This window comes from Cupriavidus sp. C2SS-8b (genome assembly GCF_057073745.1).
In genome coordinates, this window is sequence record NZ_CP172717.1 from 627,739 (window position 1) to 651,937 (window position 24,199).

17 protein-coding genes and 2 pseudogenes are annotated in these 24,199 nt (G+C 67.6%); 12 read left to right on the forward strand and 7 right to left on the reverse strand.

The window, feature by feature from the left end; genetic code table 11:
* The first annotated feature begins 46 nt into the window (after positions 1-46).
* The 5 genes from ACIGJB_RS19800 (at position 47) to ACIGJB_RS19820 (ending at position 5,003) form a co-directional block, all read left to right on the forward strand.
* Positions 47-730 (forward strand): hypothetical protein, encoded by a 684-nt coding sequence (locus ACIGJB_RS19800; RefSeq protein ID WP_483734000.1) that lies wholly within the window; start codon positions 47-49, stop codon positions 728-730.
* Positions 731-1,008: 278 nt separating this feature from the next.
* Entirely contained in the window at positions 1,009-2,034 is a 1,026-nt protein-coding gene (locus ACIGJB_RS19805; RefSeq protein ID WP_483734001.1) for an acetamidase/formamidase family protein, read from the forward strand.
* Positions 2,035-2,121: 87 nt separating this feature from the next.
* The gene (locus tag ACIGJB_RS19810) at positions 2,122-2,343 is read left to right on the forward strand and encodes a XapX domain-containing protein (RefSeq protein WP_483734002.1); all 222 of its coding nucleotides are present in this window, start codon (positions 2,122-2,124) and stop codon (positions 2,341-2,343) included.
* A 13-nt stretch (positions 2,344-2,356) separates the two neighbouring features.
* Complete coding sequence (locus ACIGJB_RS19815; RefSeq protein WP_483734003.1) at positions 2,357-2,548, forward strand: DUF1427 family protein; 192 nt, start codon at positions 2,357-2,359, stop codon at positions 2,546-2,548.
* A 106-nt stretch (positions 2,549-2,654) separates the two neighbouring features.
* The gene (locus ACIGJB_RS19820; RefSeq protein WP_483734004.1) at positions 2,655-5,003 is read left to right on the forward strand and encodes an acetamidase/formamidase family protein; all 2,349 of its coding nucleotides are present in this window, start codon (positions 2,655-2,657) and stop codon (positions 5,001-5,003) included.
* Between the two features lie 38 nt (positions 5,004-5,041).
* Here the strand turns inward: ACIGJB_RS19820 and ACIGJB_RS19825 are convergent, their stop codons facing one another.
* The 6 genes from ACIGJB_RS19825 to ACIGJB_RS19850 all read right to left on the reverse strand — a co-directional run bounded on the left by ACIGJB_RS19825 (position 5,042) and on the right by ACIGJB_RS19850 (position 12,050).
* Entirely contained in the window at positions 5,042-6,214 is a 1,173-nt protein-coding gene (locus tag ACIGJB_RS19825) for a YgeY family selenium metabolism-linked hydrolase (RefSeq protein ID WP_483734005.1), read from the reverse strand.
* 19 nt (positions 6,215-6,233) lie between these two features.
* Positions 6,234-7,508, reverse strand: a complete 1,275-nt coding sequence (locus ACIGJB_RS19830) for an MFS transporter (protein ID WP_483734731.1) — start codon at positions 7,506-7,508, stop codon at positions 6,234-6,236.
* Between the two features lie 180 nt (positions 7,509-7,688).
* Positions 7,689-8,633: an N-carbamoyl-D-amino-acid hydrolase gene (locus ACIGJB_RS19835; protein ID WP_483734006.1), complete on the reverse strand. Its 945-nt coding sequence runs from the start codon at positions 8,631-8,633 to the stop codon at positions 7,689-7,691.
* A 46-nt stretch (positions 8,634-8,679) separates the two neighbouring features.
* Positions 8,680-9,927, reverse strand: coding sequence for a M20 family metallo-hydrolase (locus ACIGJB_RS19840; RefSeq protein ID WP_483734007.1), 1,248 nt, complete (start codon positions 9,925-9,927; stop codon positions 8,680-8,682).
* Positions 9,924-11,165: a diaminopropionate ammonia-lyase gene (locus ACIGJB_RS19845; protein ID WP_483734008.1), complete on the reverse strand. Its 1,242-nt coding sequence runs from the start codon at positions 11,163-11,165 to the stop codon at positions 9,924-9,926. The genes ACIGJB_RS19840 and ACIGJB_RS19845 overlap by 4 nt, the downstream gene beginning before the upstream one ends.
* A gap of 36 nt (positions 11,166-11,201) precedes the next feature.
* Complete coding sequence (locus ACIGJB_RS19850) at positions 11,202-12,050, reverse strand: MurR/RpiR family transcriptional regulator (RefSeq protein WP_483734009.1); 849 nt, start codon at positions 12,048-12,050, stop codon at positions 11,202-11,204.
* Between the two features lie 317 nt (positions 12,051-12,367).
* On the opposite strand from ACIGJB_RS19850, the gene ACIGJB_RS19855 reads away from it, so the two are divergent.
* The 3 genes from ACIGJB_RS19855 to ACIGJB_RS19865 are packed head-to-tail and all read left to right on the forward strand — an operon-like array spanning position 12,368 to position 15,893.
* A complete protein-coding gene (locus ACIGJB_RS19855) occupies positions 12,368-13,699 on the forward strand; it encodes a uracil-xanthine permease family protein (RefSeq protein ID WP_483734010.1) in 1,332 nt (443 codons plus the stop codon).
* A 20-nt stretch (positions 13,700-13,719) separates the two neighbouring features.
* Positions 13,720-15,183 (forward strand): amidohydrolase family protein, encoded by a 1,464-nt coding sequence (locus ACIGJB_RS19860; protein ID WP_483734011.1) that lies wholly within the window; start codon positions 13,720-13,722, stop codon positions 15,181-15,183.
* Positions 15,184-15,185: 2 nt separating this feature from the next.
* Entirely contained in the window at positions 15,186-15,893 is a 708-nt protein-coding gene (locus ACIGJB_RS19865) for a sulfite exporter TauE/SafE family protein (protein WP_483734012.1), read from the forward strand.
* On the opposite strand, the gene ACIGJB_RS19870 is transcribed toward ACIGJB_RS19865, so the two are convergent.
* Entirely contained in the window at positions 15,890-16,945 is a 1,056-nt protein-coding gene (locus ACIGJB_RS19870) for a LacI family DNA-binding transcriptional regulator (protein ID WP_483734013.1), read from the reverse strand. The two genes, ACIGJB_RS19865 and ACIGJB_RS19870, sit on opposite strands and share 4 nt — an antisense overlap.
* 196 nt (positions 16,946-17,141) lie before the next feature.
* Here ACIGJB_RS19870 and ACIGJB_RS19875 point away from each other — a divergent pair, with 196 nt between their 5' ends.
* From ACIGJB_RS19875 to ACIGJB_RS19890, 4 genes and pseudogenes are all read left to right on the forward strand, one after another.
* Positions 17,142-17,621 (forward strand): SgcJ/EcaC family oxidoreductase, encoded by a 480-nt coding sequence (locus ACIGJB_RS19875; RefSeq protein ID WP_483734014.1) that lies wholly within the window; start codon positions 17,142-17,144, stop codon positions 17,619-17,621.
* 853 nt (positions 17,622-18,474) lie between these two features.
* Positions 18,475-19,337, forward strand: a pseudogene (imuA, locus tag ACIGJB_RS19880) (translesion DNA synthesis-associated protein ImuA).
* Positions 19,270-20,867: pseudogene (locus ACIGJB_RS19885) on the forward strand (Y-family DNA polymerase). Before imuA ends, ACIGJB_RS19885 begins: the two co-directional pseudogenes overlap by 68 nt.
* On the forward strand, positions 20,864-24,187 hold the full coding sequence (locus ACIGJB_RS19890) for an error-prone DNA polymerase (protein ID WP_483734015.1): 3,324 nt from the start codon (positions 20,864-20,866) through the stop codon (positions 24,185-24,187). The pseudogene ACIGJB_RS19885 and the gene ACIGJB_RS19890 overlap by 4 nt, the downstream one beginning before the upstream one ends.
* Positions 24,188-24,199 lie beyond the last annotated feature (12 nt).

Here is a 24,199-nt window from a genome sequence, read left to right on the forward strand (position 1 = left end):
TCAAACCTGGAGTGACCGGTCTCCCGGGACTCCGACTGCCAGCAGTATGTCGAAACCCTCATTGCATCGCCATGCGAACGCCCTCCGCCTTGCGGGGTTCGCCGCCATCCTTCTCGCCCTGACGGCCTGCACCACGCGGCCGTTCCAGCCGCCCCCGCCGCTGTACAAGCTGTGGGCCAAGCCGGGCGTGAGCGGGCAGGGCGTGCGCAGCGCCATGCTTGGCTGCGGCTTTGCCGATTCGGCCTACGTCGACAAGACCGTGATGACGACCAACGCCCAGGCCCGCGCGGAGCTTTGCATGCTCGACAAAGGGTTCCTCTACCAGGACCGGCGCATCCTGTGTGCCGATAACCCGGAGTTGCCCGCGTGCGCGAGCGTGCCGCGCGGCAAGACCTTCGGCTCGGACCCGGATTTCGATCCGGCCCAGGTCAGGCGGCACGCGTCGATGCCGCCCGCTTATTCCTACTGGAGCCGCGCCGATACCGATCGCGAAGGTGTCAAACGCGCCATGCTGGCGTGCGGCTATACCGAGGTCGGCAGGCCGTTCGACAACATGCTGCTGAATGACATCGCCGCAGCCGAGCTATGCATGGTCGAACAGCGGTTCACGTATGCGGGCCCGGCCGCCCGCCTCCTGTGCAAGAGCCAGCCAGGGCTGCCTGCATGCCGGGGCCGAGCCATCGATATCCAGCGTTGCTGCGCACCGGCAAAGGCCGCCGAGACGCGTTGAATGCGCGCAGGTTTACCCTAGTACGCGCCAGCACAAGAGTTTGGGGCGTATCGACCTACCGGTGCGGCGGGCGGTGTTCCTAGTATGGAACCACCGTGCGGCGCCAGGAAACATGCAGCACGGTACCCGGGGCTTCTTGCCCGGACATGAGCCGCCGGACTGAATCCGGCGATTCATCGGTACCACGCATCACCGCACTCCCTCCACCAATACCGAGGACAGCCGTTCACCCCGTGAATGGCTGCGGGTGCGGTCGCATAAAAATTCCAGGAGACAGCATGCTGCACGACCTACCCGCCCGCCCCGAGACCATCCACTGGGGCTACTTCGATGCCACCAAGGCGCCCGCCCTGACCGTGAAAAGCGGCGACTTCATCCGCGCCGAGGCAGTGACCCATCACGCGGGCGACGCGCCGGACCTCATGATGGACGCTGCCATCCGCGAGATCTATCGCACGGTCCCGGAGGACGACCGCAATCCCGGCGTCCACATCATGACCGGGCCGATCTACATCGAGGATGCGAAGCCGGGCGACGTGCTGGAAGTCCGCTATCTGCAGATGATTCCGCGCTTTCGCTTCGGCGCCAACGTGGCAGCCAGCTGGGGCCAACTCTACAAGGAATTCGAGAAGGAGCGGGTCACCATCTATGAACTCGACAAGGCTTCGAACACGGCACACGCGCTGTACGCCTACGACTATCCAGGCAAGCTGACCATCCCGGGCAAGGTCGTCGACGACCGCGAGTGCTGCCGGCAGCCGGCGCTGGCCGGCGTGCGCGTGCCCGTGCGGCCGCATCTCGGCACGGCCGGGGTCGCGCCTGACAAGGCCGGTCGCGTCACGACGGTAGAGCCCGGCCTGCATGGCGGCAATATCGACAACTGGCGCATCGGTGCCGGCGCCACCATGTACTACCCGGTGCAGGTCGACGGCGCACTGTTCTCGATCGGCGATCCGCATATTTCGCAGGGCGACGGCGAGGTCAGCGGCACGGCCATCGAAGCGTCGCTGAACGTGCTGTTCCAGGTGGTCGTGCGCAAGGACTTCCACTTCCCGTCGCCGCTGCTGGAGACGCCGGACTGCTGGGTGGTCCATGGCTTCCACGAAGACCTCGACGAAGCCGGCAAGAACGCGGCCCGCGACATGATCCGGCTGCTGACCGAGCAGCAGGGCCTGTCGCGCGACGATGCCTACTCGCTGCTGAGCGTGTCGGGCGACTTCGGCGTGACGCAGGTGGTCGACGGCACGCAGGGCATCCACTGCACCATGCCGCGCGCGATGTTCCCGCCGAAAGGCAAGTCCTGAACGGCTTCGGCACCGCATCCCCATGCGCCCACGGACGCCGCGCTGCCTGTGCGGCGTCCGTGCGGCAATACGACAGGAGAGCAAACCATGCAATACGTCTACATCGGGCGCAACGAGATCGTTGCGCTGTTTGTCGGCCTGGTCACCGGCACGCTGTATTCCTGGCTGAACCTGCCGATCCCCGCGCCGAACGTGGCTGGCGGCATCTGCGCCATCCTCTTCACCTATATCGGCTACCTGCTGGTGCACGCGTGGCGCAAGACCATCGCGTTCGGGCGGCCGCCGTCACGCATCGCCGGCAACTCATGAAGCGGGGAAGGCCATGATTGAGCTCACTTTAGGTACGACTGAATTGCAGGCTGCTGCCGTTGGCCTGGTCACCGGTGTTGTCTACACTGCTGTGCGTGCGCCGATTCCCGCGCCGAATGTACTCGGCGGCATCTTCGCCATCTTCGGCACCTTCGCGGGATTCGTGCTGGTGGCAGCCATGCGCGGGCAACTGATGTTCGGTTAGCGGCGCGCAAGGGGCTTCACGTCGGACGTATCCGGGACGGGCAACGTGTCCGTCCCGGCGCTTCGTTCGCTTCTCGCAGTCGCGGGACATTGCCTGGGAGGCTGAATTGCAACTGTTGCGCTTTTCGACCGAAGCCTATCCGCATAACCGGCGCGGCGCCGCCTGGCGCGACGAACTCAAGGCGGCTCGCCTGCAATGCGAGAGCCTGTGCGCCGACCACACGCTGCACGGCACGATTCAGTCCAGAACCACACCCGGCGGCATCGAACTGACCTGCCTTGCATCGGTGCCCCAGACGATGGCCCTCGCTGCGGGAGGCGGCCGCGGGCTGATGCTGCTGATGCTGGTCGAAGGCGAGGCGGCGCTGGCCACGCCGGACCAGCGGGACGCCCTGAGGCCTGGCCACATCGTATGCATCCCCGCACACGCCACGCGCAAGCTCATATTCGCCACGAGCTTCCGGCTGCTGCTCGTGCATATCGCCGAGGCGTTGCCGGGAGTGCGCATGACCGCGCCCTTGCCGGCGGGCGTGCTAAGGTTGGCCGGCGATACGGCGGAACTCTTCGGCCGGCTGCTCCAGTCGCTGGCGGCGAGCTTCGATACGGTCGTGTCGGCGGATGCCCGGGCGATCCAGCCGTTCGAGAGCATGATCACCGCGTATCTTGCCGCGGCGCTCGCGGACAACCAGTCTGCGCCGTCCGCCGGCATGACGCCGTCGCGCGCGACCGTGTTTGCGCGCGTCTGCAGCCGCATCGACGCGCGGCTTTCGGAGCCGGAACTCAGCCTGGCAGCGATTGCGGCGGACGAGCACATGTCGGCCCGCTACCTGCAGAAGCTGTTCGAGAAGTCGGGCAGCAGCTTCTCTTCCTACCTGCGCACCAGCCGGCTGGAGCGATGCCGGGCCGACCTGGCGAACCCGCAGTACGACAAGCTGTCGGTTTCCGACATTTGCTATCGATGGGGCTTCAATGACCCGTCCTACTTCAGCCACGCGTTCCGCGAGCAGTTCGGGATCTCGCCGCGCGGCTACCGCGACCAGATGACCATCGCGCCGGCACCGCCTCCACTGCAGAACATATCGCGCGGCCTGCCGCCCAGTGCGAAAGCGGCGCCGGCCAACGACGGCCCGCTTGCGCGGGCACAGCGTCCTGCCACCGTGGTGCCCATTGCGCAGGGACGTGCGCACGCCGCACAGGCCGAGCGCAGGCACCACTGGCTGCAGGCCACGGACAAGACCGTGCACTGGGGCTACCTTAGTCACGAACTGCCACCGGTGCTGGAGGTGGCGTCGGGCGACACCGTCACCATCGAAACGCTGACGCAGCATGCGTCCGACGACCGCGAGCGCATGATCGACGGCGACCCTGGCGCGGAAAGCGTGTTCCACTGGACCGCGGAGCAGAAGAACGTCGACCGGCGCGGCGCCGGGCCGATCGACGCTTCGGTCTATGGCCGCGGTGCCGGCGAAGGTTTCGGCGTCCATATCTGCACGGGGCCGGTCGCGGTGCGCGGCGCCATGCCCGGCGATGTGCTGGAGGTGCGCATCCTCGACATCCGGCCGCGCCCCTGCGCCAATCCGCATTTCGCGGGGCGGGCGTTCGGCAGCAACGCCGCAACTTGGTGGGGCTTTCACTACCGCGACATGCTGACCGAGCCGCGCGAACGCGAGGTGGTGACGGTCTTCGAAATCGACTGCGAGCGTGCCGATGGCCGCGCGCGTGCGGTCTACAGCTTCCGCTGGACGCCGCAGCGCGATCCTTTCGGCGTACTGCATCGCACCATCGACTACCCCGGCGTGCCGGTCGACCCTGCCACCATCGTCAAGGACTACGACGTGCTGCGCGATGTCGAGATCCCGGTGCGCCCGCATTTCGGCGTGATTGCGGTGGCGCCTGCGCAGGACGGGCTGATCGATTCCATCCCGCCATCGAGCTTTGCCGGGAATCTCGACAACTGGCGCGTCACGCGCGGCGCAAGTGTCTACCTGCGGGTGGCGGTGCCGGGCGCGCTGCTGTCGATTGGCGATCCGCATGCTTCGCAGGGCGACTCCGAACTTTGCGGAACCGCCATCGAATGCTCGCTGACGGGCGACTTCCAGCTCGTGCTCCACAAGAGCACGATGATCGAGCCCGGCGCCCCGTTTGCCGACCTGAGCTATCCGCTGGTGGAAACGGCCGACGAGTGGATCCTGCACGGCTTCAGCTCGCCGAACCATCTGGCCGAACTCGGCCAGATGGCGCAGAGCCACATCTACCAGAAATCGACGCTCGACGACGCCATGCGCGACGCGTTCCGCAAGGCGCGCCGCTTCCTCATGACGGTCAAGGGGCTTAGCGAGGACGAGGCGGTCACGCTGATTTCAGTCGCCGTCGACTTCGGCGTCACGCAGGTCGTCAACGGCAACTGGGGGGTGCATGCCATTATCCGGAAGTCGATGTTCAGGGCGGCCTCATGACGGCGGCCGGAGACTGCCCGTAGAACGCGGGCCGGCTGTCACGCCATCGCCAGCACCAGGTTGCGATAGATCTCCCGAGCGCCTTCCAGCTGCTCCAGCGCGATCGATTCATCGATGGTGTGCGCATCTTCCTCGCACCCTGGCCCCAGCCCGATGGTCGGGATCTGGCGCCGTCCCGCGGATTCGGAGCCATTGGTGCAGAAGGCCCAGGTCCCGACCTGCGGCGTGCGGCCCGCTTGCTCGATAGCCCGCACGGCGGCCTGCACCAGCGGCGCGTTGTCCGGCTGGTGCCACGCCGGCAGCCAGCGCGTTGGCCGCGCCGATTCGCCGGTGAAGGTGCGGACTTCATCGTCCGACACGGCCAGCGTGAAATCGTGCAGGCCGGCGGTGCGCAGGCAGGCGTCGATCTCGCCCAGCACGTCCTCGCGCGTTTCGCCGTCGAGCGTGCGGCGGTCGAAGCGGATCGTGGTGGAAGTCGGGATCATGGAGATCGATGGATAGGGCGACGACACGATATCCGTCGGCACCAGCAACGCCGGCCCGAGCACCGGATCGGTCGGCAGGCGCAGGCCTTCCAGCGCGCCCAGCGCCCGCGCGGCGGCATGCAGCGGGTTCACGCCGAGGTGCGGCGTGGCCGCGTGCGCGGGTTTGCCGTGGAAGGTCAGCAGGATCTCGAGCCGGCCTTTCTGTCCGCGCTTGACCTGCAGCTTCGAGGGCTCGCAGATCACTACCGCCGCGGGCTGGCAGCGATCGAGCACGGTGGACAGCGCGTGTCCCTCGATGACTTCTTCGAGCACGCTCGCGGAGACGGCAATGCGCCGGCGCAGCGGACGTTCGCGCGCGGCGGCCGCCACGCCGCAGATAGCCGCGGCAATGCCGCCCTTCATGTCGGTGCTGCCGCGTCCATAGAGCCGGCCGTCGTGGACGGTGCCGCCGAACGGGTCGAAGCGCCACTGTCCCGTCACGGGCACGACATCCATGTGCCCGTCGAAGAGCAGGGCGATCTCGGCGTCTTCGGGGCCGATATAGCCAAGCACGCTGCCATTGCGGTCCGTGGTCACCGAGGTGAAGCCGGCTTCGGTCATGCGGCGCGCCAGCAGCGCGGCCACATCGCCTTCCCGGCCGGAGAGGCTGGGGATGCGCACCAGCTCGCGCGTCAGCGCGGTGACGTCGCTGAGTTCAGCGGGGTTGCTTGTAGTCTGATCATTCATGGTGGGAGGTCTTGTGCAATCAACGGTTGACCAGCGTGGCCGGCACGCGCAGCACCAGCAGTGCGCCGATCACGGTGAAGGAGGCGAGGAAGTACATGCCCCAGTCGGTCGATCCGGTCAGGTCCTTGATCCAGCCGATCGCATACGGACTGGCGAATGCGGCAAGTCCGGCGAAGGCGTTGATCGCCGCAATGCCGGCCGCCGCGCTGCGGCCTTCGAGGAACGCGGTCGGCAGGCTCCAGAACAGCGGCGAGCAAACCATGCAGCCTGCGGCGGCGATGGACAGCATGGCCACCGCGAGCGTCGGGTTGTGGCTGAACAGCGTGCTGAGCGCCAGGCCGGCGCCGCCGACCAGGAACGGGATGACCATATGCCAGCGGCGCTCGCGGGTACGGTCCGAATGGCGGCACACCAGGATCATCGACACGACCGCGCAGGCGTTCGGGATCGCGGTCAGCAGCCCGACATCCAGCAGCGAGACCACGCCCGTGGAGCGGATCACCGACGGAATCCAGAAGGCCAGGCCCGACAGGCTGGACACCGTGCAATAGCAGATCAGCGCCATATGGATCACGCGACGGTCGCGGAACAGCTTCAGCAGCGACACATGCTCGACCTTGGTGGTCTTCTCCGCTGCAATGTTGTGCGCCAGCCGGTTCTTCTCGGCGGCGGACAGCCAGCGCGCGTCCGTGATGCGGTCGTCGAGATACCAGAGCACGGCCAGGCCGAGCACGATCGAGGGAATCGCTTCGATCAGGAACATCCACTGCCAGCCAGCGAAGCCGTGATGGTCGTGCAGCGATTCCATGATCCAGCCCGACAGCGGGCCGCCGAGGATGCCGGCGAACGGCACCGCCGTCATGAACACGGCGATGACCTGGCCGCGGCGATGGGACGGGAACCAGTAGGTCAGGTACAGGATGATGCCCGGGTAGAAGCCGGCCTCGGCGGCGCCAAGCAGGAAGCGCAGGATATAGAACTGCGTCGGCGTCTGGGTCAGCGCCATGGCAGCGGAGATGCAGGCCCACAGGATCATGATGCGCGCGAGCGTCTTCTTCGCGCCGATGCGGTGCATCAGCACGTTGCTCGGCACTTCGAACAGGAAGTAGCCGATAAAGAAGATGCCCGCGCCCAGGCCATAGACCGTGTCGCTGAAGTTCAGCTGGTCCAGCATCTGGAGCTTGGCGAAGCCGACGTTGACGCGATCCAGGAAGGCCGCGATATAGCAGGCCATCAGGAACGGCAGCAGCCGCCACGCTACCTTGCGGTAGAGCGTGTTGTCGTACGCATCCATCGTGTCCGTCGTCGCCGTGGTCGTGGCCGGGTTGCGCAGCGTCTGCGCGGAATGCAGGGAATCGCTCACTATGTTCCTCCTTTGGATTTGGTGAGACAAAAACGCCCCCCTGCGGGCGCCCGGAAGCGCCTGCATCTTGCTTTTTTTATGGGTCGGGGGAAGGGGGCGGCTAGCGCTTCTTTATGCGGCCATGGCTTGCGGCGGCGTGGCGCCGCGCTGGCTGGTGATGCGGCCGTAGGCCTCGGGGCGGCGGTGCCGGTCGAAGTTGAAGGTGGTGCTCTTGTACGACTGGCACAGGTCCAGGTCGCAGCGTGCGATGGCCAGTTCGTCGCCCTTGGTCGAGCACGCCGCCACGATCTCGCCGGACGGCGCGATGATGCAGGTGCCGCCGATCATCTCGCAGCCTTCCTCGTTGCCGCCTTTGGCCACGCCGACCACCCACGTACCGTTCTGGTACGCGCCGGCCTGCATGACAAGGTGGTTGTGAAACATCGACAGGTCGTCGTGCTCCGGCGCGGGCGGGTTATGCACGGGCGTGTTGTAGCCGAGCAGGATCATCTCGGCGCCTTGCAGGCCCATCACGCGGTAGGTCTCGGACCAGCGGCGGTCGTTGCACAGCGCCATGCCCATGACGCCGCCGAAGCCGTGCCAGACGCCGAAGTCGTCGCCCGGCTCGAAGTAGCGCTTTTCCAGGTGCTGGAACGCGCGCCACGGTTCATGCTGGTCATGGCCGGGCAGATGGACCTTGCGGTACTTGCCGATGATCTTGCCGTCGCGGCCGACCAGGATCGCGGTGTTGTAGCGGCGCTCGACGCCTTGCTCGACCGCCAGTTCCGCGTAGCCGAGATAGAAGCCGATGCCCAGGCGCGCGGCGGTGTCGAACAGGATACGGGTCTCGGGCCCGGGCATTTCGCGTTCGTAGAAGGCGTTCAGTTCCGCGGGGTCTTCCATGAACCAGCGCGGGAAGAACGTGGTCAGCGCGAGTTCGGGAAACACCACAAGATGGCAGCCCATCTCATGGGCGTGGTGCAAGTGTGCGAGCAGGCGCGCGACGACGTCGCGGCGCGAGTCGCTGCGCTGGATCGGGCCGAGCTGCGCTGCGGCGACATGGACAAGGCGGGACATGATCGGGAGTCTCCTGTTATGCGGTGAATGTCAGTCGGTCAGGCCGTCAGGCGGCCAGTTCGAGCATCAGGTCAAGCAGCACGCCGGCGCCGGCCCCGATGTCGTGGTCGTGGGTCAGTTCGGCAACGTTGTGCGACAGGCCGGCCACGCTTGGCACGAAAATCATGCCGGCAGGGCACATGCGCGCCAGGATCTGCGCATCGTGCCCGGCGCCGCTGGGCATGCGGCGCACGCTGTGGCCGCGCTGTCGCGCGATGGCCTCGACGCGGGCGACCATGCCATCGTCGAACGCCACCGGCGCAAAGTCGGCCAGCGTGCGTTGGGACAGGCGCACGCCTTCGGCCTTCGCCACGTCGCATGCATAAGCGAGCGTGCGGGCCACCGCGTCAGTCAGCACAGCACCGTCGGTATTGCGCAGGTCCACCATGAACACCGCGCGGTTGGGAATCACGTTGACGAGGTTCGGGAAAAACTGCACCTGTCCAACCGTCGCGAGCTGGGCGCCGCCCAGTTCGCGCGACAGGTCGCGCACGAAGCAGGCCACGCGTGCCGCGACCAGCCCCGCGTCGTGACGCAGCCGCATCGGCGTCGTGCCGGCATGGTTCGATGTGCCTTCGACGGTGAACTCGGTCCAGTGAATGCCTTGCACGCCGGTAACGGCGCCAATGGTGACGTCCTCATGCTCCAGCACCGGGCCCTGTTCCACATGCAGTTCGACAAAGGCATGCACGCTGTTGCAGCCAACCGGCGCGGGGCCGGCATAGCCGATGCGGGCGAGGTTGTCGCCGACCGTGGTGCCGTCGATGCCGCGCGTTTCCAGTGCCTGCTGCAGCGGCAGGTCGCCCTGGTAGACGAGGCTGCCCATCATGTCGGGCGCGAAGCGCGCGCCTTCTTCGTTCGTGAAGAAGGCGACCGCGAGCGGCCGGCGCGTGACGATGCCCGCATCGTCGAGCGCGGCCATGACTTCCAGTCCCGCAAGCACGCCGAGGTTGCCGTCGTAGCGCCCGCCGGTACGCACGGTGTCGATGTGCGAACCGGTCATGACGGGTGGCAGGTCTTCCTGTCCGGCACGCACTCCGACCACGTTGCCGATGCCGTCGATGCTGACCGACAGGCCCAGTTCGCGCATCCACGACACCACGAGGTCGCGCCCGGCGCGATCCTCGTCGGTCAGCGCGAGCCGGCAGACGCCGCCGCCGTCAATCGCTCCGACTTGGCCGAGCGCGGCGATCCGGCGCAGCAGGCGGGGCAGGTCGATCCGCGCTGTCCGCTGGAGGTCGTGGTTCGGGATCACGCTGCTTTCCTCGCGTTCCTCACCTCTTCGGGCAGGCGGCCAACGATGCGCGCATACAGCGCGACGTCGGTGGCGCCTTCGCTGCCGAACACCAGCACGCGGCTGTTGGCATCGAGGCCGAGCGCGTCTCGCGTGGCGGCATCGGCGAGGGCGCCAAGGCATCCAGCCAGGCCGGCGACAGCTGATTCGCCGGCCACCACAGGTTCGTCGCCATAAGGGCTGTCAGCAAGCAGGCGCACGCTGTCCAGTGCCGACTCATCATCGATGGTCAGGAACGCATGCGCGCCCGGATGCAGGATTTCCCAGGCCAGCAGCGAGACCTCGCCGCAAGCCAGGCCCGCCATCACCGTGTCGAGATCGCCATGCACCGCCACCGGCTTGCCGGCGCGCGCGCTTTCGTACAGGCAGGCAGCCTTGTCCGGCTCCACCACGATGAAGCGCGGGCGCGCGTCGCCCAGCACTTCCCAGAAATGCGCGCTGACGGCGGCGGCCAGGCCGCCCACGCCGCCTTGCAGGAATACGTGGGTCGGAAGCTCGCCTGCCGGCAGTTGCTGCAGCGCTTCATCGGCCATCACGGCGTAGCCCTGCATCACGTCCTTCGGCACTTCCATATAGCCTTCGTAGGAGGTGTCGGACACCACGAAGCGGCCCAGCCGTGCCGCGTCTTCCGCAGCCTGGCGCACGGAGTCGTCATAGTTGCCCGCGGTGCGGACCACCTGCGCACCGTATTGCTGGATGGCTTCCTTGCGGCCTTCGCTGACGGTGGCGTGGATATAGATCACGCACTGGCAGCCGAAGCGCTGCGCGCCCCAGGCCACCGAACGGCCGTGGTTGCCGTCGGTCGCGCAGGTCACGGTGATGTCGCGCACCGTGTCGGCGTAGCGGCCCGCGAGCAGGTCGTCGAACGATACGTCGGCGATGCCGAGCCGGCTGCCGATCTCGCGCACCAGCAGGCGGCTGACGGCGTAGGCGCCGCCGAGTGCCTTGAAGCTGCCCAGCCCGAAACGGCCGCCTTCATCCTTGTAGAGGATCTGCGCGACACCGGCTGCACGGGCGAGGCCATCGAGCGCGACCAGCGGCGTCGGCGCGTAGCCCGGCCAGCGGCGGATCTGCGTGGCGGCGCGGGCAAAGGCCTCGCCGCCGAGCACCGCCTGCTGGCGCGCGCCATACGGCGTGCCGGGGCGGGCGGCCGGGTTCAGCGCGCATTGCAGCTTCAGGTTGGGGAGCGGATGGTTCAAGACAGTCTCCTTGGTTCGGGTTGGGGCAGCGATCCGCTAGCGATGCAGATCGCCGTAGTGGTCATGCAGCGACTCGATTTCTTCAAGCCGCTCGCGCGCCGCGTCGCCGAGGACGAGCGCGAGATTCGTGCAAAGGTGGTTGATCAGGCTGACGGCGGCGACGTAGGAGTCGAACACCGCCGCGCCATGGTTGACGCAGCGAAGCACCACGTCCGAGCGCGCGGGCAAATCCGTGGCGCTGGGGTCGGTCAGGATCACGACCTTGGCGCCGACGCGGTTGGCGTGCGCGACCATCGGCCACAGCAATGTCACGCGGCGGCGGAAATCCATCACCAGCAGCACGTCGCCGGCGCCGAGGTCGGCCAGGTCTTCGGCAAGGTTCAGCCCCGCGCCGGGGGCCAGCGTCACGCCGGGGCGCAGCTGCGTAAGCAGCGCCCACGCGTATTGCGCCAGCACGCGGCCGTTGCGGAAACCCGCGATAAAGACGCGCTTTGACTCAGCGAACAGCGCAATGGCGCGTTCGACGTCGGCCACGTTCAGCCGGTCAAAGGTCTGCGCGAGATTCTGAAGGTCGTTGGAGAGATGGCGCGCCAGCGGCGTCTGGTCTTCCGACGGCGCCTGCACGCCAGCGAGTTCATACAGCGGCGAACCACGGTCCGCCTCGTCGCGCACCAGCGCGCGGACCTCGTTGAAATTCTCATAGCCGAGCCGGCGGAAGAAGCGCCCGGCCGTCGCTTTCGAAACGCCGGCTTTCTGCGCAAGTTCCGTCGCCGAATAGGCGGCCAGGTTGCCGATGCACTCCAGGGTGACGGCGGCCAGGCGGCGTTCGCTTTCGGTGAGCTGGTCGTTCAGCGCGAGGATCTTGTCTTGCAACGATGAGGTCATGATTGGGTCCGAATGAAACTTCGGTTTCAGAAATATAGGTGAATGAAACTTTGGCGTCAAATAAAAGAAAGTGTGAAACCAAAGTTTCATGATATGGGTTTTTGATCACACCCGCGCTGGTTCACGGACGCCAGTTCGGCTGCCGGCAATCGTCGAATTCGTTCCTTGCGCTTCCATCGGGCATCGATTACATTAACCAAAACGTTTTGGTTAGGAAGAAACGTCAAAATAAGTGGCGAATTGCGCATAGACGCAAGACAGCGCCCGAGACGGTCACCGGTGCACGACTGACCCACCAAATCGAGGAGCAAAACGACATGTCCCAAACCGCCCCCGCCCCCGTGGACGAACGCTTGCCATGGCGGCAGCTGTTCGTCTTCGGCCTCCAGCACGTGCTGGTGATGGCCGCGTCGCCGATCGCGGCGGTCTTCCTGATGAGCAAGGCATTGGGCCTTGCGCCCGCGCTGTCGGTGCAGTTGCTGAGCGCGACGTTCGTGATTTGCGGGCTTGGCACGCTGCTGCAGTCGCTGGGGCGGCGCGGCATCGGCGCGCGCCTGCCGTTCGTGATGCTGCCCGGTGGCGCGCCCATCGTGCTGTTCATCCTGATCGCCCAGCAGACCAGCGTGCAGACCGCGGCCGGCGCGGTGATCCTGACCGGCGTGTTCTATTTTTGCGCGCTTCCGGTGTTCCGGCGTTGCTTGCGCTATTTCCCGCCCGTGGTGGTGGGGACCATGCTGCTGCTCGTGGCGATCAACCTCGCGCAGGTCTCGGGCCGGCTCATCGCCGGGCACCCGGCCGCGGGCGCGGCGGTCGACCCGGTGAACCTGTTGCTGGCCTTCGTGACCATCGCCTGTACCGTTGCCGCGTCGCGCTGGTTTGGCGGCACGCTCGCACGGCTTGCAATCCTGCTCGGGCTGGTGGGCGGTGCAGTGTCGGCGATGGCGCTCGGCGTATTTCACACCGGGCAGGTGGCGCTGTCGCCGTGGCTGGCCTTGCCCACGCCATTCCCATTCGGCTGGCCGCAGTTCGATGTCGTGGCCGCCATCCCCCTGATGGTGTTCGCCGTGATCTCGATGGTCGAGGCCACCGGCCAGACGCTCGCCATCAGCGATGCCGTGGGCCGGCCTGTCGACGGCGAGCGCGACGTCCCGCGCACGATCCGCGGCGATGCGCTGACGTCGCTGCTCGGCGGCGTGTTCGGCACGTCGCTGATCATCACCAGCGGCGAAAACATCGGCATCGTGCGCGCCACCGGCGTGCGCTCGCGCTATGTCACGGCGATGTCGGGCGCGATCCTGGTCGCGTTCGGGCTGCTGGTGCCGGTGTCGGCGCTGATCAGCGCGATTCCCGAGGCGGTGGTCGGCGGCACAGGCCTGGTGGTGTTCTGCATCGTGGGCACCATGGGCATCGACGTGCTGCGCCGCGTCGACCTGCGCGACCACGCCAATATGTACGTGGTGGCCGTGGCGCTGGCGGCGGGCCTGCTGCCGATCCTCGTGCCCGGCATCTACGGCGCACTGCCGGCCAACCTGCGCATCCTGCTGGGCAATGGCGTGGCAATGGGCGCCTTCACCGCGGCCCTGCTCAATTTCCTGTTCTTCCACACGGGCGCCCGGCGCGTGGCCGAGGTGGCACCTGCCACGCACTGAACCCGTATCCGTAGATCTGTATGACTTATCCAGCTGAATTCCAACCTGCATGGCCCGGCGCCGTGGCGCCTTCCCTGGACCCGGCAAGCTTTGCCGAACCGCATATCCTGCAACCCGAATGGATGCTGTTGCGTCACGGTGCCGTGCGGGACCATGCGGCCGTGGTCGAAGGTGGGCGCTTCACGGCAGTGGGTCGTTCCGAGGACGTTGCCGCGCAGTTTCCGTCGCTGAAGACGCTGGCGTTGCCGCGCATGCTGTTGATGCCGGGCATGATCGACACCCATCACCACCTGACGCAATCGTTCGGCAAGTCGCTCGTCTTCGGAGAGCCATCGGAGATCTTCCGGCGCGTCTGGGTGCCGCTGGAAGGCAGCCTCAAGGCCGAGCATCTGTACTTGTCGTCGAAACTTGCGGCGCTGGAAGCGCTGCGCGGCGGCTTCACGACGGTGGTCGATGCGGGCACGCGTAGCGACGCGGGGCTCGATGCCATCGCGCGGGCGGTGTCCGATGCCGGCGTCCGCTGCGTGCTGGGCCTGATCTGCAATGACAGGCCGGGCGCCGAAACGCTCGATGCCGGTCCCATCCTGCGCCGCGCTGTCGATCACCTTGGCCGCTACGATCACCATGCGCTGGTGACGCCGTCGCTGGCGATCTCGATCCCCGAGGTGGCGAGCGATGCCATGCTGCACCACGTCCATCACCTGTGCATGGAATCGGGCCGCGTCTTCCAGACGCACGCCAACGAGCACCTGGTGGCGGTCGAGCGTTCGCTCAATGCGTGTGGCCGCCGGCCGATCGAACACCTGGCGGCCGTCGGCGCGCTGGGGCCGGCCGCGCTGCTGGCTCACGCCACGCTGGTCACGCCGCATGAAATCCGCCTGCTGGCCGATAGCGGCGCCGCCGTGGCCTACAACCCGGTGGCGAGTGCGTGGAAAGGCAATGCCGTGGCGCCGGCCGAAACCATGGCGACGTTCGGCGTGCGGCTGGGGCTGGGCACCGATGGCACGCGCAGCGACGGCTTCCGGCTGCTCGACCATGCTGAAGCGGCGCAACGCTACGCCTTCGGCATCGGCGTGGGCGATTCTTCCTGCGGCGCGGGCTGGCGCTGGCTTGACATGGCGACGCACGATGCCGCCGATGTCGTGGGCCTTGGTGCAGTAACGGGAGAGATTGCCGCGGGCAAGCGCGCGGACTTCCTGCTGGTAGATCTCGACGTGCCGGAGCTGACGCCTTCGTGGGACCTGACGTGGGAACTGGTGCGCCAGGCCAGCCGCGACCAGATCCGCGCGGTGTTCGTCGACGGAGAGCTGCGCCTGTGGGACGGCTGGCCGGTGGACTGGGACGCGCGCGCACTGATGCGCGATATCCGCGCGATGGCCGGCGACACCATTGCCGGCGCGCCGATCCGCAAGCTGCACGAGCCCGCCGATGCGCACCGCGCGCGCCACGCGCAAACGCCGCGTGTTGGCCAGGCGGGAGCATGACCATGGAGATGACGTTGTTCAGTGTCTGCGTCGCGGTGTTCTCCGGCGCGCTGATCCAGGGCGCGACCGGCATGGGCTTCGCGCTGATCGTCGTGCCGGTGCTGGCGCTGGCGGCGCCGGACATGCTGCCCGGCGCGCTGCTGCTCGCCATGCTGCCGCTCAACGCCTACGTGGCCTGGCGCGAGCGTCACGCCATCGACCTCGGCGGCGCGGGGTGGATCAGCGCGGGGCGCGTGGCTGGCACCTTCGGCGGGCTGTGGGTGCTGGTGGGGATGCCGATGGCGTGGCTCAACATGATCGTGGGCGGCAGCACCATTGCCGCCGCGCTCGTGTCGTTGCTGGCGCCGGCGTTCACGCCGGGCCGGCTGACCTTCGCCTCCACCGGCCTGATCACGGGCGTGACCGAAACCGCCACCGGTGTCGGCGGGCCGCCGCTGGCGCTGGCGTACCAGCACGCGCCCGTGGCGACGCTGCGTGCCACGGTGGCGCTGTGCTTCCTGGTGGGCGAGACACTTTCGCTCGTGGTGCTGGCCGTGGGCGGCCGTCTCGGCATGGAGCAGGTGGTCTATGCGATGGAACTGTTGCCCGTGCTGGCGGCGGGCATGGTGGCCAGCCACCTGGTCCACCGGCGCATCAACCAGCGCATGCTGCGCGTGGGCGTGCTGGTGTTTGCGCTGGTATCGGGGGCGGTGGTGCTGCTGCGCGGCTAGGCCGTTGCCGACGACGCTCGCACCAGCAGTTCCGGTGCCGGCGCGGCAATGGCATGCTGGCTGCGATCGCCCGACAGGTGCGCGAACAGCAGTTCCACGGCCAGCGCGGCGACGCGTTCAAGGTGCAGGTCGACGGCGGTGAGCGGTGGTTGCGCGGTGCGTGCGCGGATGCCGTCGTAGCGCGTCACCACCTGCACGTCTTCCGGAATGTGCTTGCCTATTGCATGGAGATGGCCCATGGCGCCCACGGCGAATGCATCGACGGGCGCGCACAGCGCATCCAGGCCCGGCATCTGCGCGAGCAATTGAGCGCAGGCTTCGGCGCCGGCGGCTTCGCCAAGCGCTTCGGGCGCCTTGACCAGTTCGCATGGCAGACCCATCTCTTGCGTGAATTCGCGGTAGACGCGTTCGGTCTCCACGTAAGACTGCCGCGCGCCGTCACCGATCATCAGGCCGATCTGCCTGCGGCCGTGTGCATGCAGATGCTCCAGCAGCAGGCGTGCCGTCTGCGCCGATTGCAGGTCCACATACGGCACCGGATGATCGGTCAGCGGTTCGCGGCCGATCGACACGATGCTCACGCCGCGTTCGCGCAGGCGTGCGATATGCGGGTCGCCGGCTACGGGCTCGATTACCACCGCGCCGTCGATGTCGAGCGTTTCGAGCAAGCCGCCGGCGCCTTCCAGCGGCGGCACCAGCACCACGCCCAGCCCGCGTGCCATGGCCGCTTCCGCGGCGATGGCCGCGACTTCCATCATGAAGCCCAGGCGCGATGTGCCGCCGGCCACGGCGAACGGCATCGACGACAGCAGCGCGATGCAGTTCGCGCGGCCCGACTGCAGGCGCCGCGCGCGCACGCTGGGTCGGTAGCCAAGCTCGGCCGCAATGCGCTTGACGCGTGCGCGCGTTTCCGGGTCCACCACGCCGCGGTCATTGAGCGCGTGGGAAACGGTGGTCAGGGATACGCCGGCCGCGCGCGCGACATCGTGGATGGTGAGGCGGCGCGGCTTGTCGGCCGGGTCGGACGAAGAGGGGGTGTTGGGGTCGGACATGCCATTTCCGGAAACAGTGCCGGGAGGATACAACAGCGCAAGGGGACCGTTGAGAGTGGCGGGGCACCCGGCGCGGCGATGGTGCTCGCCGGAAAGGCCCGACCGGATAGGCCTAACACTTGCTGGCGGGATGTTCCATACTTTTGATGCGGTGAGCCTGGGCCAGGCGCCGGATACCAAACGGAGGAACATTGCCATGAAGCTGCTTCCCATCGCAGTGCTGGCGGCCGCGCTCGCAGGGTGCGCCATGAATCAGGGTACGCAGGGCAACGCGCAGGTATCGCCCGCGGCAAGCTGCAAGGCGACCTCGGAACAGGAGATCGCAGCGTTGTTCGACCGGTGGAACCAGTCGCTGCAGTCGGGGGATCCGCGCAAGGTCGCGGCCAATTATGCGGAACGGTCGATTCTGCTGGCGACGGTCTCCAACAAGCCCAGGCTGACGGTGGCGGAGAGGGAAGATTATTTCCAGCATTTCCTGCAGGACCGGCCTTCGGGGAGGATTGACTTCCGGCGGATCGAGCTGGGGTGCAATTCGGCGGTGGATGCGGGGCTTTATACGTTTACGTTTGCGCGGACGGGGGCTGTGGTTAAGGCGCGATATACCTATACGTATCGATGGGACGGGTCGCAGTGGCTGATTACGAGTCATCATTCTTCGGCGATGCCGGAGAAATGACAAGGTTGGGTTTTGGTGATGGTAGCGCTGTCGTGCTTGGCAGGCGCCGCTGTTTCGCCGGCGTAGCCGTCGAGTCACTTTTTGTCCGAGCGACAAAAAGTAACCAAAAAACGCGTTTACTTGTCCTAACGGACGAATATTGATCGTAGCGTGCGAAGAATTTCGTACGGGTATTCGCTTCAGAGACTGCCTGGCTGCCTGCCGCATGGTGCGCGTCCGTATGCAGGCTCTCCAGCAATGATTGAACGAGCCCCGAACCTGTCCGTGGCCCGACACTGCCAACGCTGTCGCATCATCGCCTACGGCTGCTACGCGGCTCACTAGTCTGTTAACTGGCGCATCACCATCGCTGGCGCACAAGAGCACGGGCCATTGTCTTGGTAGCTTGGCCTGTGCGCTCAGACTACTGAGCCGCGCGTAGCGCAGCCGAAGGCGATGATGCGATAGGGCTGGAGAGCGCGGGCCACGGACAGGTTCAGGGCTCGTTCAATCATTGCTGGAGAGCCTGCATACGGACGCGCACCACGCGGCAGGCAGCCAGGCAAACTCTGAAGCGAATACCCGTACGAAATTCTTCGCACGCTACGATCAATATTCGCCCGTTAGGGCAAGCAACGCGTTTTTTGGTTACTTTTTGTCGCTCGGACAAAAAGTAACTCGCAGGCTACGCCTGCGAAACAGCGGCGTCTGCCAAGAGCGACGCCCCAGTCATAACCAGAGTCCCCGCCAGCGCCCGCCCCAAAGTCCCTCCATCACATTCCCCTATCCCCTTGCGTTCCGACGAATACTGTATAAATATACAGTTATCGTAAAAACCACCCCGCCCCCTCCAGGCGAAACCCAAACAATCCTCATGACCGCACCCGCAGCCCCCGCCGCGGAGGCTCCCGCTTTCCCTTCGCCTGACCAGCAGCCCCCGGCAAGCCGGGAGGAGGCCATGGCGGCGCTCGAGCATCGTTACCCCAGCCTGTGGCGCGCCGGCCAGCTTGGTCGCGCCGGCAGCCAGCCGGTGTGGCCGGCCGGCTATGCCACGCTGGCGGCGGAACTGCCCGGTGGCGGCTGGCCGGTTGGCGGGGTAACGGAGTTGCTGACCACCCAGGGCGGTGCGGGCGAACTGCGCCTGCTGCTGCCCGCGCTGCGGGCGCTGGCGGAGGCGGGGCGGCGCATCGGGCTGGTGGGGCCGCCTTACCTGCCCAATGCGATGGGATGGCCGCGGCCGGTTTGCCGGCCCGCCAGCTCTACTGGGTGCGCCCGGCCGCCAGCGCCGGCAAGCAGGCGCAGCAGGCCGATGTCCTGTGGGCAGCCGAACAGATGCTGCGCAGCCAGGCGTTCGGCGCGGTGCTGGTGTGGCTGCCGACCGCGCGGCCCGAGGCGATGCGCCGCCTGCAAGTGCTGGCACAGGCCGGCGACGCCGCGGTGTGGGCCATGCGCCCGGCCGCGGCGCTGCGCGAGTCGTCGCCGGCCGTGCTGCGCTTGCTGCTGTCGCCGTTGCCGGGCAACGAACTGTCCATCGTTTTCCACAAGCGGCGCGGCCCGGTGCGCGAAGCACCGCTGCGCTTGCGGCTGGATGGCCTGGAGGGCGCCCGCCGCGGCAGTCATGCCACGCCGGCCCCAAATGTTTCACCTGTTGTTGCGGGAGGTTCCGCCCATGTCGTACTGGATCGCGGTGCATCTGCCGCGCCTGTCGCTGGACGCGCTGCAGCCGAGCTGGCCTGAGCCGGCCACGGCGCCTTCCGCGTTGCCTTCCTCCACGCCTTCCTCCCCCCTCGGCACGCTGCACCATGCCGTGCCGGTGGTGGTGATGGAGCGCGAGCGCGTGATGCTGGCCAACGCCCCGGCCATGGCGCTGGGCGTGGCGTTCGGCATGCGGCGCGGCGGCGTGCAGGCGCTCTCGGCCGACGTGGTGCAACTGGAACGCGACCCGGCCGCCGAAGCCGGGCTGCTGCACGCGGCGGCGCTGGCGCTGCTGCATTTCACGCCGCTTGTCACGTTCGATGAAGACCCGGAAGCGGCCACGCTGATGCTCGACGTCACCGCCAGCCTGCGCCTGTTCGGCGGCCACCGCGCGCTGTGCCGGGCGGGCGCGCCTGCGTGCGGCAACTCGGCACGTTCGCGCAGGTGGGCAGCGGGGCCACGGCCCACGGCGCGGCATGGCTCGCGCGCCAGCCCATGCGCCGCACCCGCCGCGGCATCGTGCGGCCGGCGCGGCGGGCAGTGCAGCCCGCGCGCACGGGGCGCCTGCTGGATCGCCTGCCGGTCGAGGCGCTGCGCCTGCTGGCCGATCCGGCCTGGCTCGACGGCATCGGCTGCCGCACGCTGGGCGAGGTGCGGCGCCTGCCGCGCGCCGGCTTGTCACGCCGGCTGGGCCCGGCACTGCTGGCCCGGCTGGACCAGGCCTATGGCGACGCCACGGCCAGCTTCACCTGGTTTGCCGCGCCGCCCGCGTTCGCGCAGCGGATGGACCTGCCGGGACGCATAGAGTCGGCCGAAGGCGTGCTGGCCGGCGCGCAACGCCTGCTGCTGGCGCTGGCCGGCTGGCTGGCGGTGCAGCAGGCCGGCGTGACGCGCTGCGTGCTGGTGCTCGAACATGAACGCTACCGGCTCGGCGCCGAGACCGTGGGCACGCCCGTGACGGTGGGCCTGGCCCAGCCCAGCCGCGATCCGGCGCACCTGTCGCGCCTGCTGCGGGAAAAGCTCGACAAGCTGAATTTCCATGCCCCGGTGACAGGCCTGGCGCTGCGCGTGGAAGCCATGGCCGAATACCTGCCGCAAAGCGACGCGCTGTTCCCTGAGCCCGGCGGCACGCCGGCCGAACTCGGACGCGTGCTCGACACGCTGGTGGCCCGCCTGGGCCGCGACAACGTGCTGCAGCCGCAGCCACTGGCCGACCACCGGCCCGAGTGCGCCAACCGCTGGCGCCCGCTCGACGAGGCCGCAGGCAAGCCAGCGGACGCGCCGCTGCCGCCATTGCCCGAGCGCCCGCTGTGGCTGTTGCCGCAACCGCAGCCGCTGCCGGTGCGCAACCACCGTCCGAACCACGGCGGGCCGCTGAGCATGCTGACCCGGCCGGAGCGCATCGAAGCCGGCTGGTGGGACGGCGGCCTGGCCACGCGCGACTACTTCATCGCCGAGCGCGCCGACGGCCTGCGCTGCTGGGTCTATCGCGAGCGCCCCGGCCATCCGGGACGCGACGGGCAGGAGGATGGCGGCGAGTACCGCTGGTTCCTGCATGGGTTGTTCGCATGAGCGTGCCCGAGCTGTCCGCGTGGCTGCCCACGCTGCCCGACTACGTCGAGCTGCACTGCATTTCCAATTTCACGTTCCTGAACGGTGCGTCGCATCCGGTCGAACTGGTCGAGCGCGCCTTCCAGCTCGGCTACCGCGGCATCGCGCTGACCGACGAATGCTCGGTGGCCGGTACCGCGCGTGCGCATGACGCCATCAAGACACTGCGCAAGGAACTGCACGATGCGGTCGGACAGTGCGAGGCCGCCGGCGAAGCGCAGGACGACGGCGAGCTCAACGCGCTGAAGGAACACGCCGCAGCCGCCAATGCCTTCCAGTTGCTGATCGGCAGCCGCTTCAGCCTGACCGCGCCAGCGGGCGCGGACGAACGGCCGCCGCTGCGGCTGATCCTGATTGCGCAGCATCGCGAAGGCTTCGGCAACCTGTGCGAGCTGATCACGCTGGGCCGCATGCGCGCGCAGAAGGGCAGCTACCGGCTGCATCCGGAAGACCTGTCCGCGCCAGGCGAAAAGCTGGAGCACCTGCGCGGCATGCCGGGTTGCCTGGCCGTGCTGCTGCCCGACTACTGCCCCGATCCGGCGCATTTGCTGGCGCAGGCGCAATGGTGCCGCGAGGTCTTTGGCGAGCGCGCATGGATCGCGCTGGAGCAGCTGCAAGGCCATGCCGATGCGCTCCATCGCAGCCGCATCGAGGCGGCTTCCGCACAGTCCGGCGTGCCGCTGGTGGCATCGGGCGCGGTGACCATGCACGTGCGTTCGCGCAAGCCGCTGTCCGACGTGCTGACCGCGATCCGACTGGGCAAGCCGCTGCCCGAATGCGGCATGGCGCTCGCGCCCAATGCGGAGCAGCATCTGCGCATGCGGCAGGTGCTGTCGCGCCTGTATCCGCGCGAGGGGCTGGCGCAGACGCTGAAGATTGCGCAGCTGTGCGATTTCTCGCTGGATACGCTGCGCTATGAGTATCCCCAGGAACTGGTGCCCGAAGGCGAGACGCCAATCAGCTACCTGCGCAAGGAAGTGGAGGCCGGCAAGCGCGTGCGCTTCCCCAACGGGCTGAAGCCGGAGTGGGAAGTCCAGCTCGAAAACGAGCTGAAGCTGATCGAGGAAATGCAATATGAGCACTTCTTCCTGACCGTGCACGACATCGTGCGCGAGGCGCGCAGGCTGGGCATCCTGTGCCAGGGCCGCGGCTCCGCGGCGAATTCGCTGGTCTGCTACTGCCTTTACATCACCGAGGTCAGCCCCGAGCAGGCCAACCTGCTGTTCGGCCGCTTTCTTTCGCGCGAACGCGACGAGCCGCCCGATATCGACGTCGACTTCGAGCACCAGCGGCGCGAAGAGATCATCCAGTACATCTACGGCAAGTACGGCCGCGACCGCACCGCGCTGGCCGCGTCGCTGATCACCTACCGCTCGCGCAGCGCGCTGCGCGACGTCGGGCGCGCGCTGGGCATCGATGCCAGCGTGGTGGAGCAGGTGGTCAAGGGCCAGGCGTGGTGGGAAAGCGGGCAGGGCTTCCTGGATCGCATCGGCCGCTATGGGCTGGACCGCGAATCGCCGGCGGTGCAGCAGTGGGCCAGCCTGACGACGCAACTGCATGGCTTTCCGCGCCACCTGTCGCAGCACGTGGGCGGCTTCGTGATGGCGCGCGACAAGCTGTCCCGGCTGGTGCCGATCGAGAACGCGGCCATGGCCGAGCGCAGCGTGATCCAATGGGACAAGGACGACCTGGAATCGCTCGGCCTGCTCAAGGTGGACGTTCTTGCGCTGGGCATGCTGTCGGCCATCCGGCGCGGGCTGGCCATGATTCCGAATCCGGACGAAAACCTGGCCCGCGCCGGCGTGCCGGCGCGGATGGAAGATATCCCGAGGGAAGACGATGAAACCTACGAGATGATCTGCCGTGCCGACACCGTCGGCGTGTTCCAGATCGAATCGCGCGCCCAGCAGTCGATGCTGCCGCGCCTGCAGCCGCGCACCTATTACGACCTGGTGGTGGAAGTGGCCATCGTGCGGCCGGGCCCGATCCAGGGCGGCATGGTCCATCCGTACCTGAAGCGGCGTGAAGCGTTCCGCCTCACGAAGAAGCCGCCGGCCTACTATGACGACGTGATCGAGAAGGTGCTGGGCCGCACGCTGGGCATTCCGATCTTCCAGGAACAGGTGATGCAGCTGGCCATCGACGGGGCCGGTTTCACCCCGGGGGAGGCCGACCAGCTGCGCCGCTCGATGGCCGCCTGGCGCCGACGGGGCGACCTGGGCCGACATCAGGAGGCGCTGATCAAGGGCCTGACCGGACACGGCTATCCGATGTCCTTTGCGCTGGGCATCTGCAAGCAGATCGAGGGGTTTGGCGAATATGGCTTTCCGGAAAGCCACGCGGCCAGTTTCGCCAAGCTGGTCTATATCAGCGCATGGCTCAAGTGCCACCATCCGTCGGCCTTCCTGTGCGCGCTGCTGAACAGCCAGCCGATGGGCTTCTATTCACCGTCGCAGCTCGTGCAGGATGCCGCGCGCCATGGCGTGGTGGCATTGCCGGTCGATGTCACGGTCAGCAACTGGGACAGCACGCTGGAACCCGCGCCGGGCCAGACCGGCGCCGGCAAGCCGCCGGTGCGCCTGGGCATGAACCGCGTCAAGGGGATGCGCGAGGATGCCGCGCTGCGCATCGAGGCTGCGCGTGCGCAACGCCGGTTCGACAGCGTGGAAGACCTGGCCCTGCGCGCCCGGCTGGACCGGCACGATATCGATGTGCTCGCCGCCTCCGATGCGCTGGCGGCACTGGCCGGCAACCGGCGCCAGGCCCGCTGGCAGGCCAGCGCCGCGGCGCTGCAGGTGGCGCATCGGGACTTGCTCCATGAGGCCCCGCTGATCGAGCAGCAGCTGTCGCTGCCGGCGCCCCGGCTCGGTGAAGAGGTGGCTGCCGACTACGCCACCACGGGGCTGTCGCTCAAGTCCCATCCGCTTGCGTTGCTGCGCGCGAAGCTCGATGCCATGGATTACGCCACGGCGGAGCAGCTGTCCCACTGCCGCAATGGCCGGCGCGTGCGCGCCTGCGGCATCGTCACTGTGCGGCAGCGGCCCGCCACGGCCAGCGGCACGATCTTCGCCACCATCGAGGATGAGACCGGCACCGTCAACCTGATCTACTGGCCCGACCTGATCGAGCGGCAGCGCAAGGAAGTGCTTGGGGCGACGCTGCTGGGCGTGGTCGGTATCTGGCAGCGGCAGGGCGATGTGCGCCATCTGGTGGCGCAGGAGCTGATTGATCTGAGTCCGATGCTGGGGCGGTTGATGGTGGGGAGTCGTGATTTTCACTGAGTTGCCGGGCCG

Bases quoted from the DNA above. Each gene is read 5' to 3' on its own strand.
- ACIGJB_RS19850 (WP_483734009.1), bottom strand. From the start codon at position 12,050: ATGACCTCATCGTTGCAAGACAAGATCCTCGCGCTGAACGACCAGCTC.
- ACIGJB_RS19890 (WP_483734015.1), top strand. From the start codon at position 20,864: ATGAGCGTGCCCGAGCTGTCCGCGTGGCTGCCCACGCTGCCCGACTAC.
- ACIGJB_RS19870 (WP_483734013.1), bottom strand. From the start codon at position 16,945: ATGTCCGACCCCAACACCCCCTCTTCGTCCGACCCGGCCGACAAGCCG.
- ACIGJB_RS19825 (WP_483734005.1), bottom strand. From the start codon at position 6,214: ATGAATGATCAGACTACAAGCAACCCCGCTGAACTCAGCGACGTCACC.
- ACIGJB_RS19830 (WP_483734731.1), bottom strand. From the start codon at position 7,508: ATGGATGCGTACGACAACACGCTCTACCGCAAGGTAGCGTGGCGGCTG.
- ACIGJB_RS19860 (WP_483734011.1), top strand. From the start codon at position 13,720: ATGACTTATCCAGCTGAATTCCAACCTGCATGGCCCGGCGCCGTGGCG.
- ACIGJB_RS19855 (WP_483734010.1), top strand. From the start codon at position 12,368: ATGTCCCAAACCGCCCCCGCCCCCGTGGACGAACGCTTGCCATGGCGG.
- ACIGJB_RS19800 (WP_483734000.1), top strand. From the start codon at position 47: ATGTCGAAACCCTCATTGCATCGCCATGCGAACGCCCTCCGCCTTGCG.
- ACIGJB_RS19815 (WP_483734003.1), top strand. From the start codon at position 2,357: ATGATTGAGCTCACTTTAGGTACGACTGAATTGCAGGCTGCTGCCGTT.
- ACIGJB_RS19865 (WP_483734012.1), top strand. From the start codon at position 15,186: ATGGAGATGACGTTGTTCAGTGTCTGCGTCGCGGTGTTCTCCGGCGCG.
- ACIGJB_RS19835 (WP_483734006.1), bottom strand. From the start codon at position 8,633: ATGTCCCGCCTTGTCCATGTCGCCGCAGCGCAGCTCGGCCCGATCCAG.
- ACIGJB_RS19810 (WP_483734002.1), top strand. From the start codon at position 2,122: ATGCAATACGTCTACATCGGGCGCAACGAGATCGTTGCGCTGTTTGTC.
- ACIGJB_RS19805 (WP_483734001.1), top strand. From the start codon at position 1,009: ATGCTGCACGACCTACCCGCCCGCCCCGAGACCATCCACTGGGGCTAC.
- ACIGJB_RS19875 (WP_483734014.1), top strand. From the start codon at position 17,142: ATGAAGCTGCTTCCCATCGCAGTGCTGGCGGCCGCGCTCGCAGGGTGC.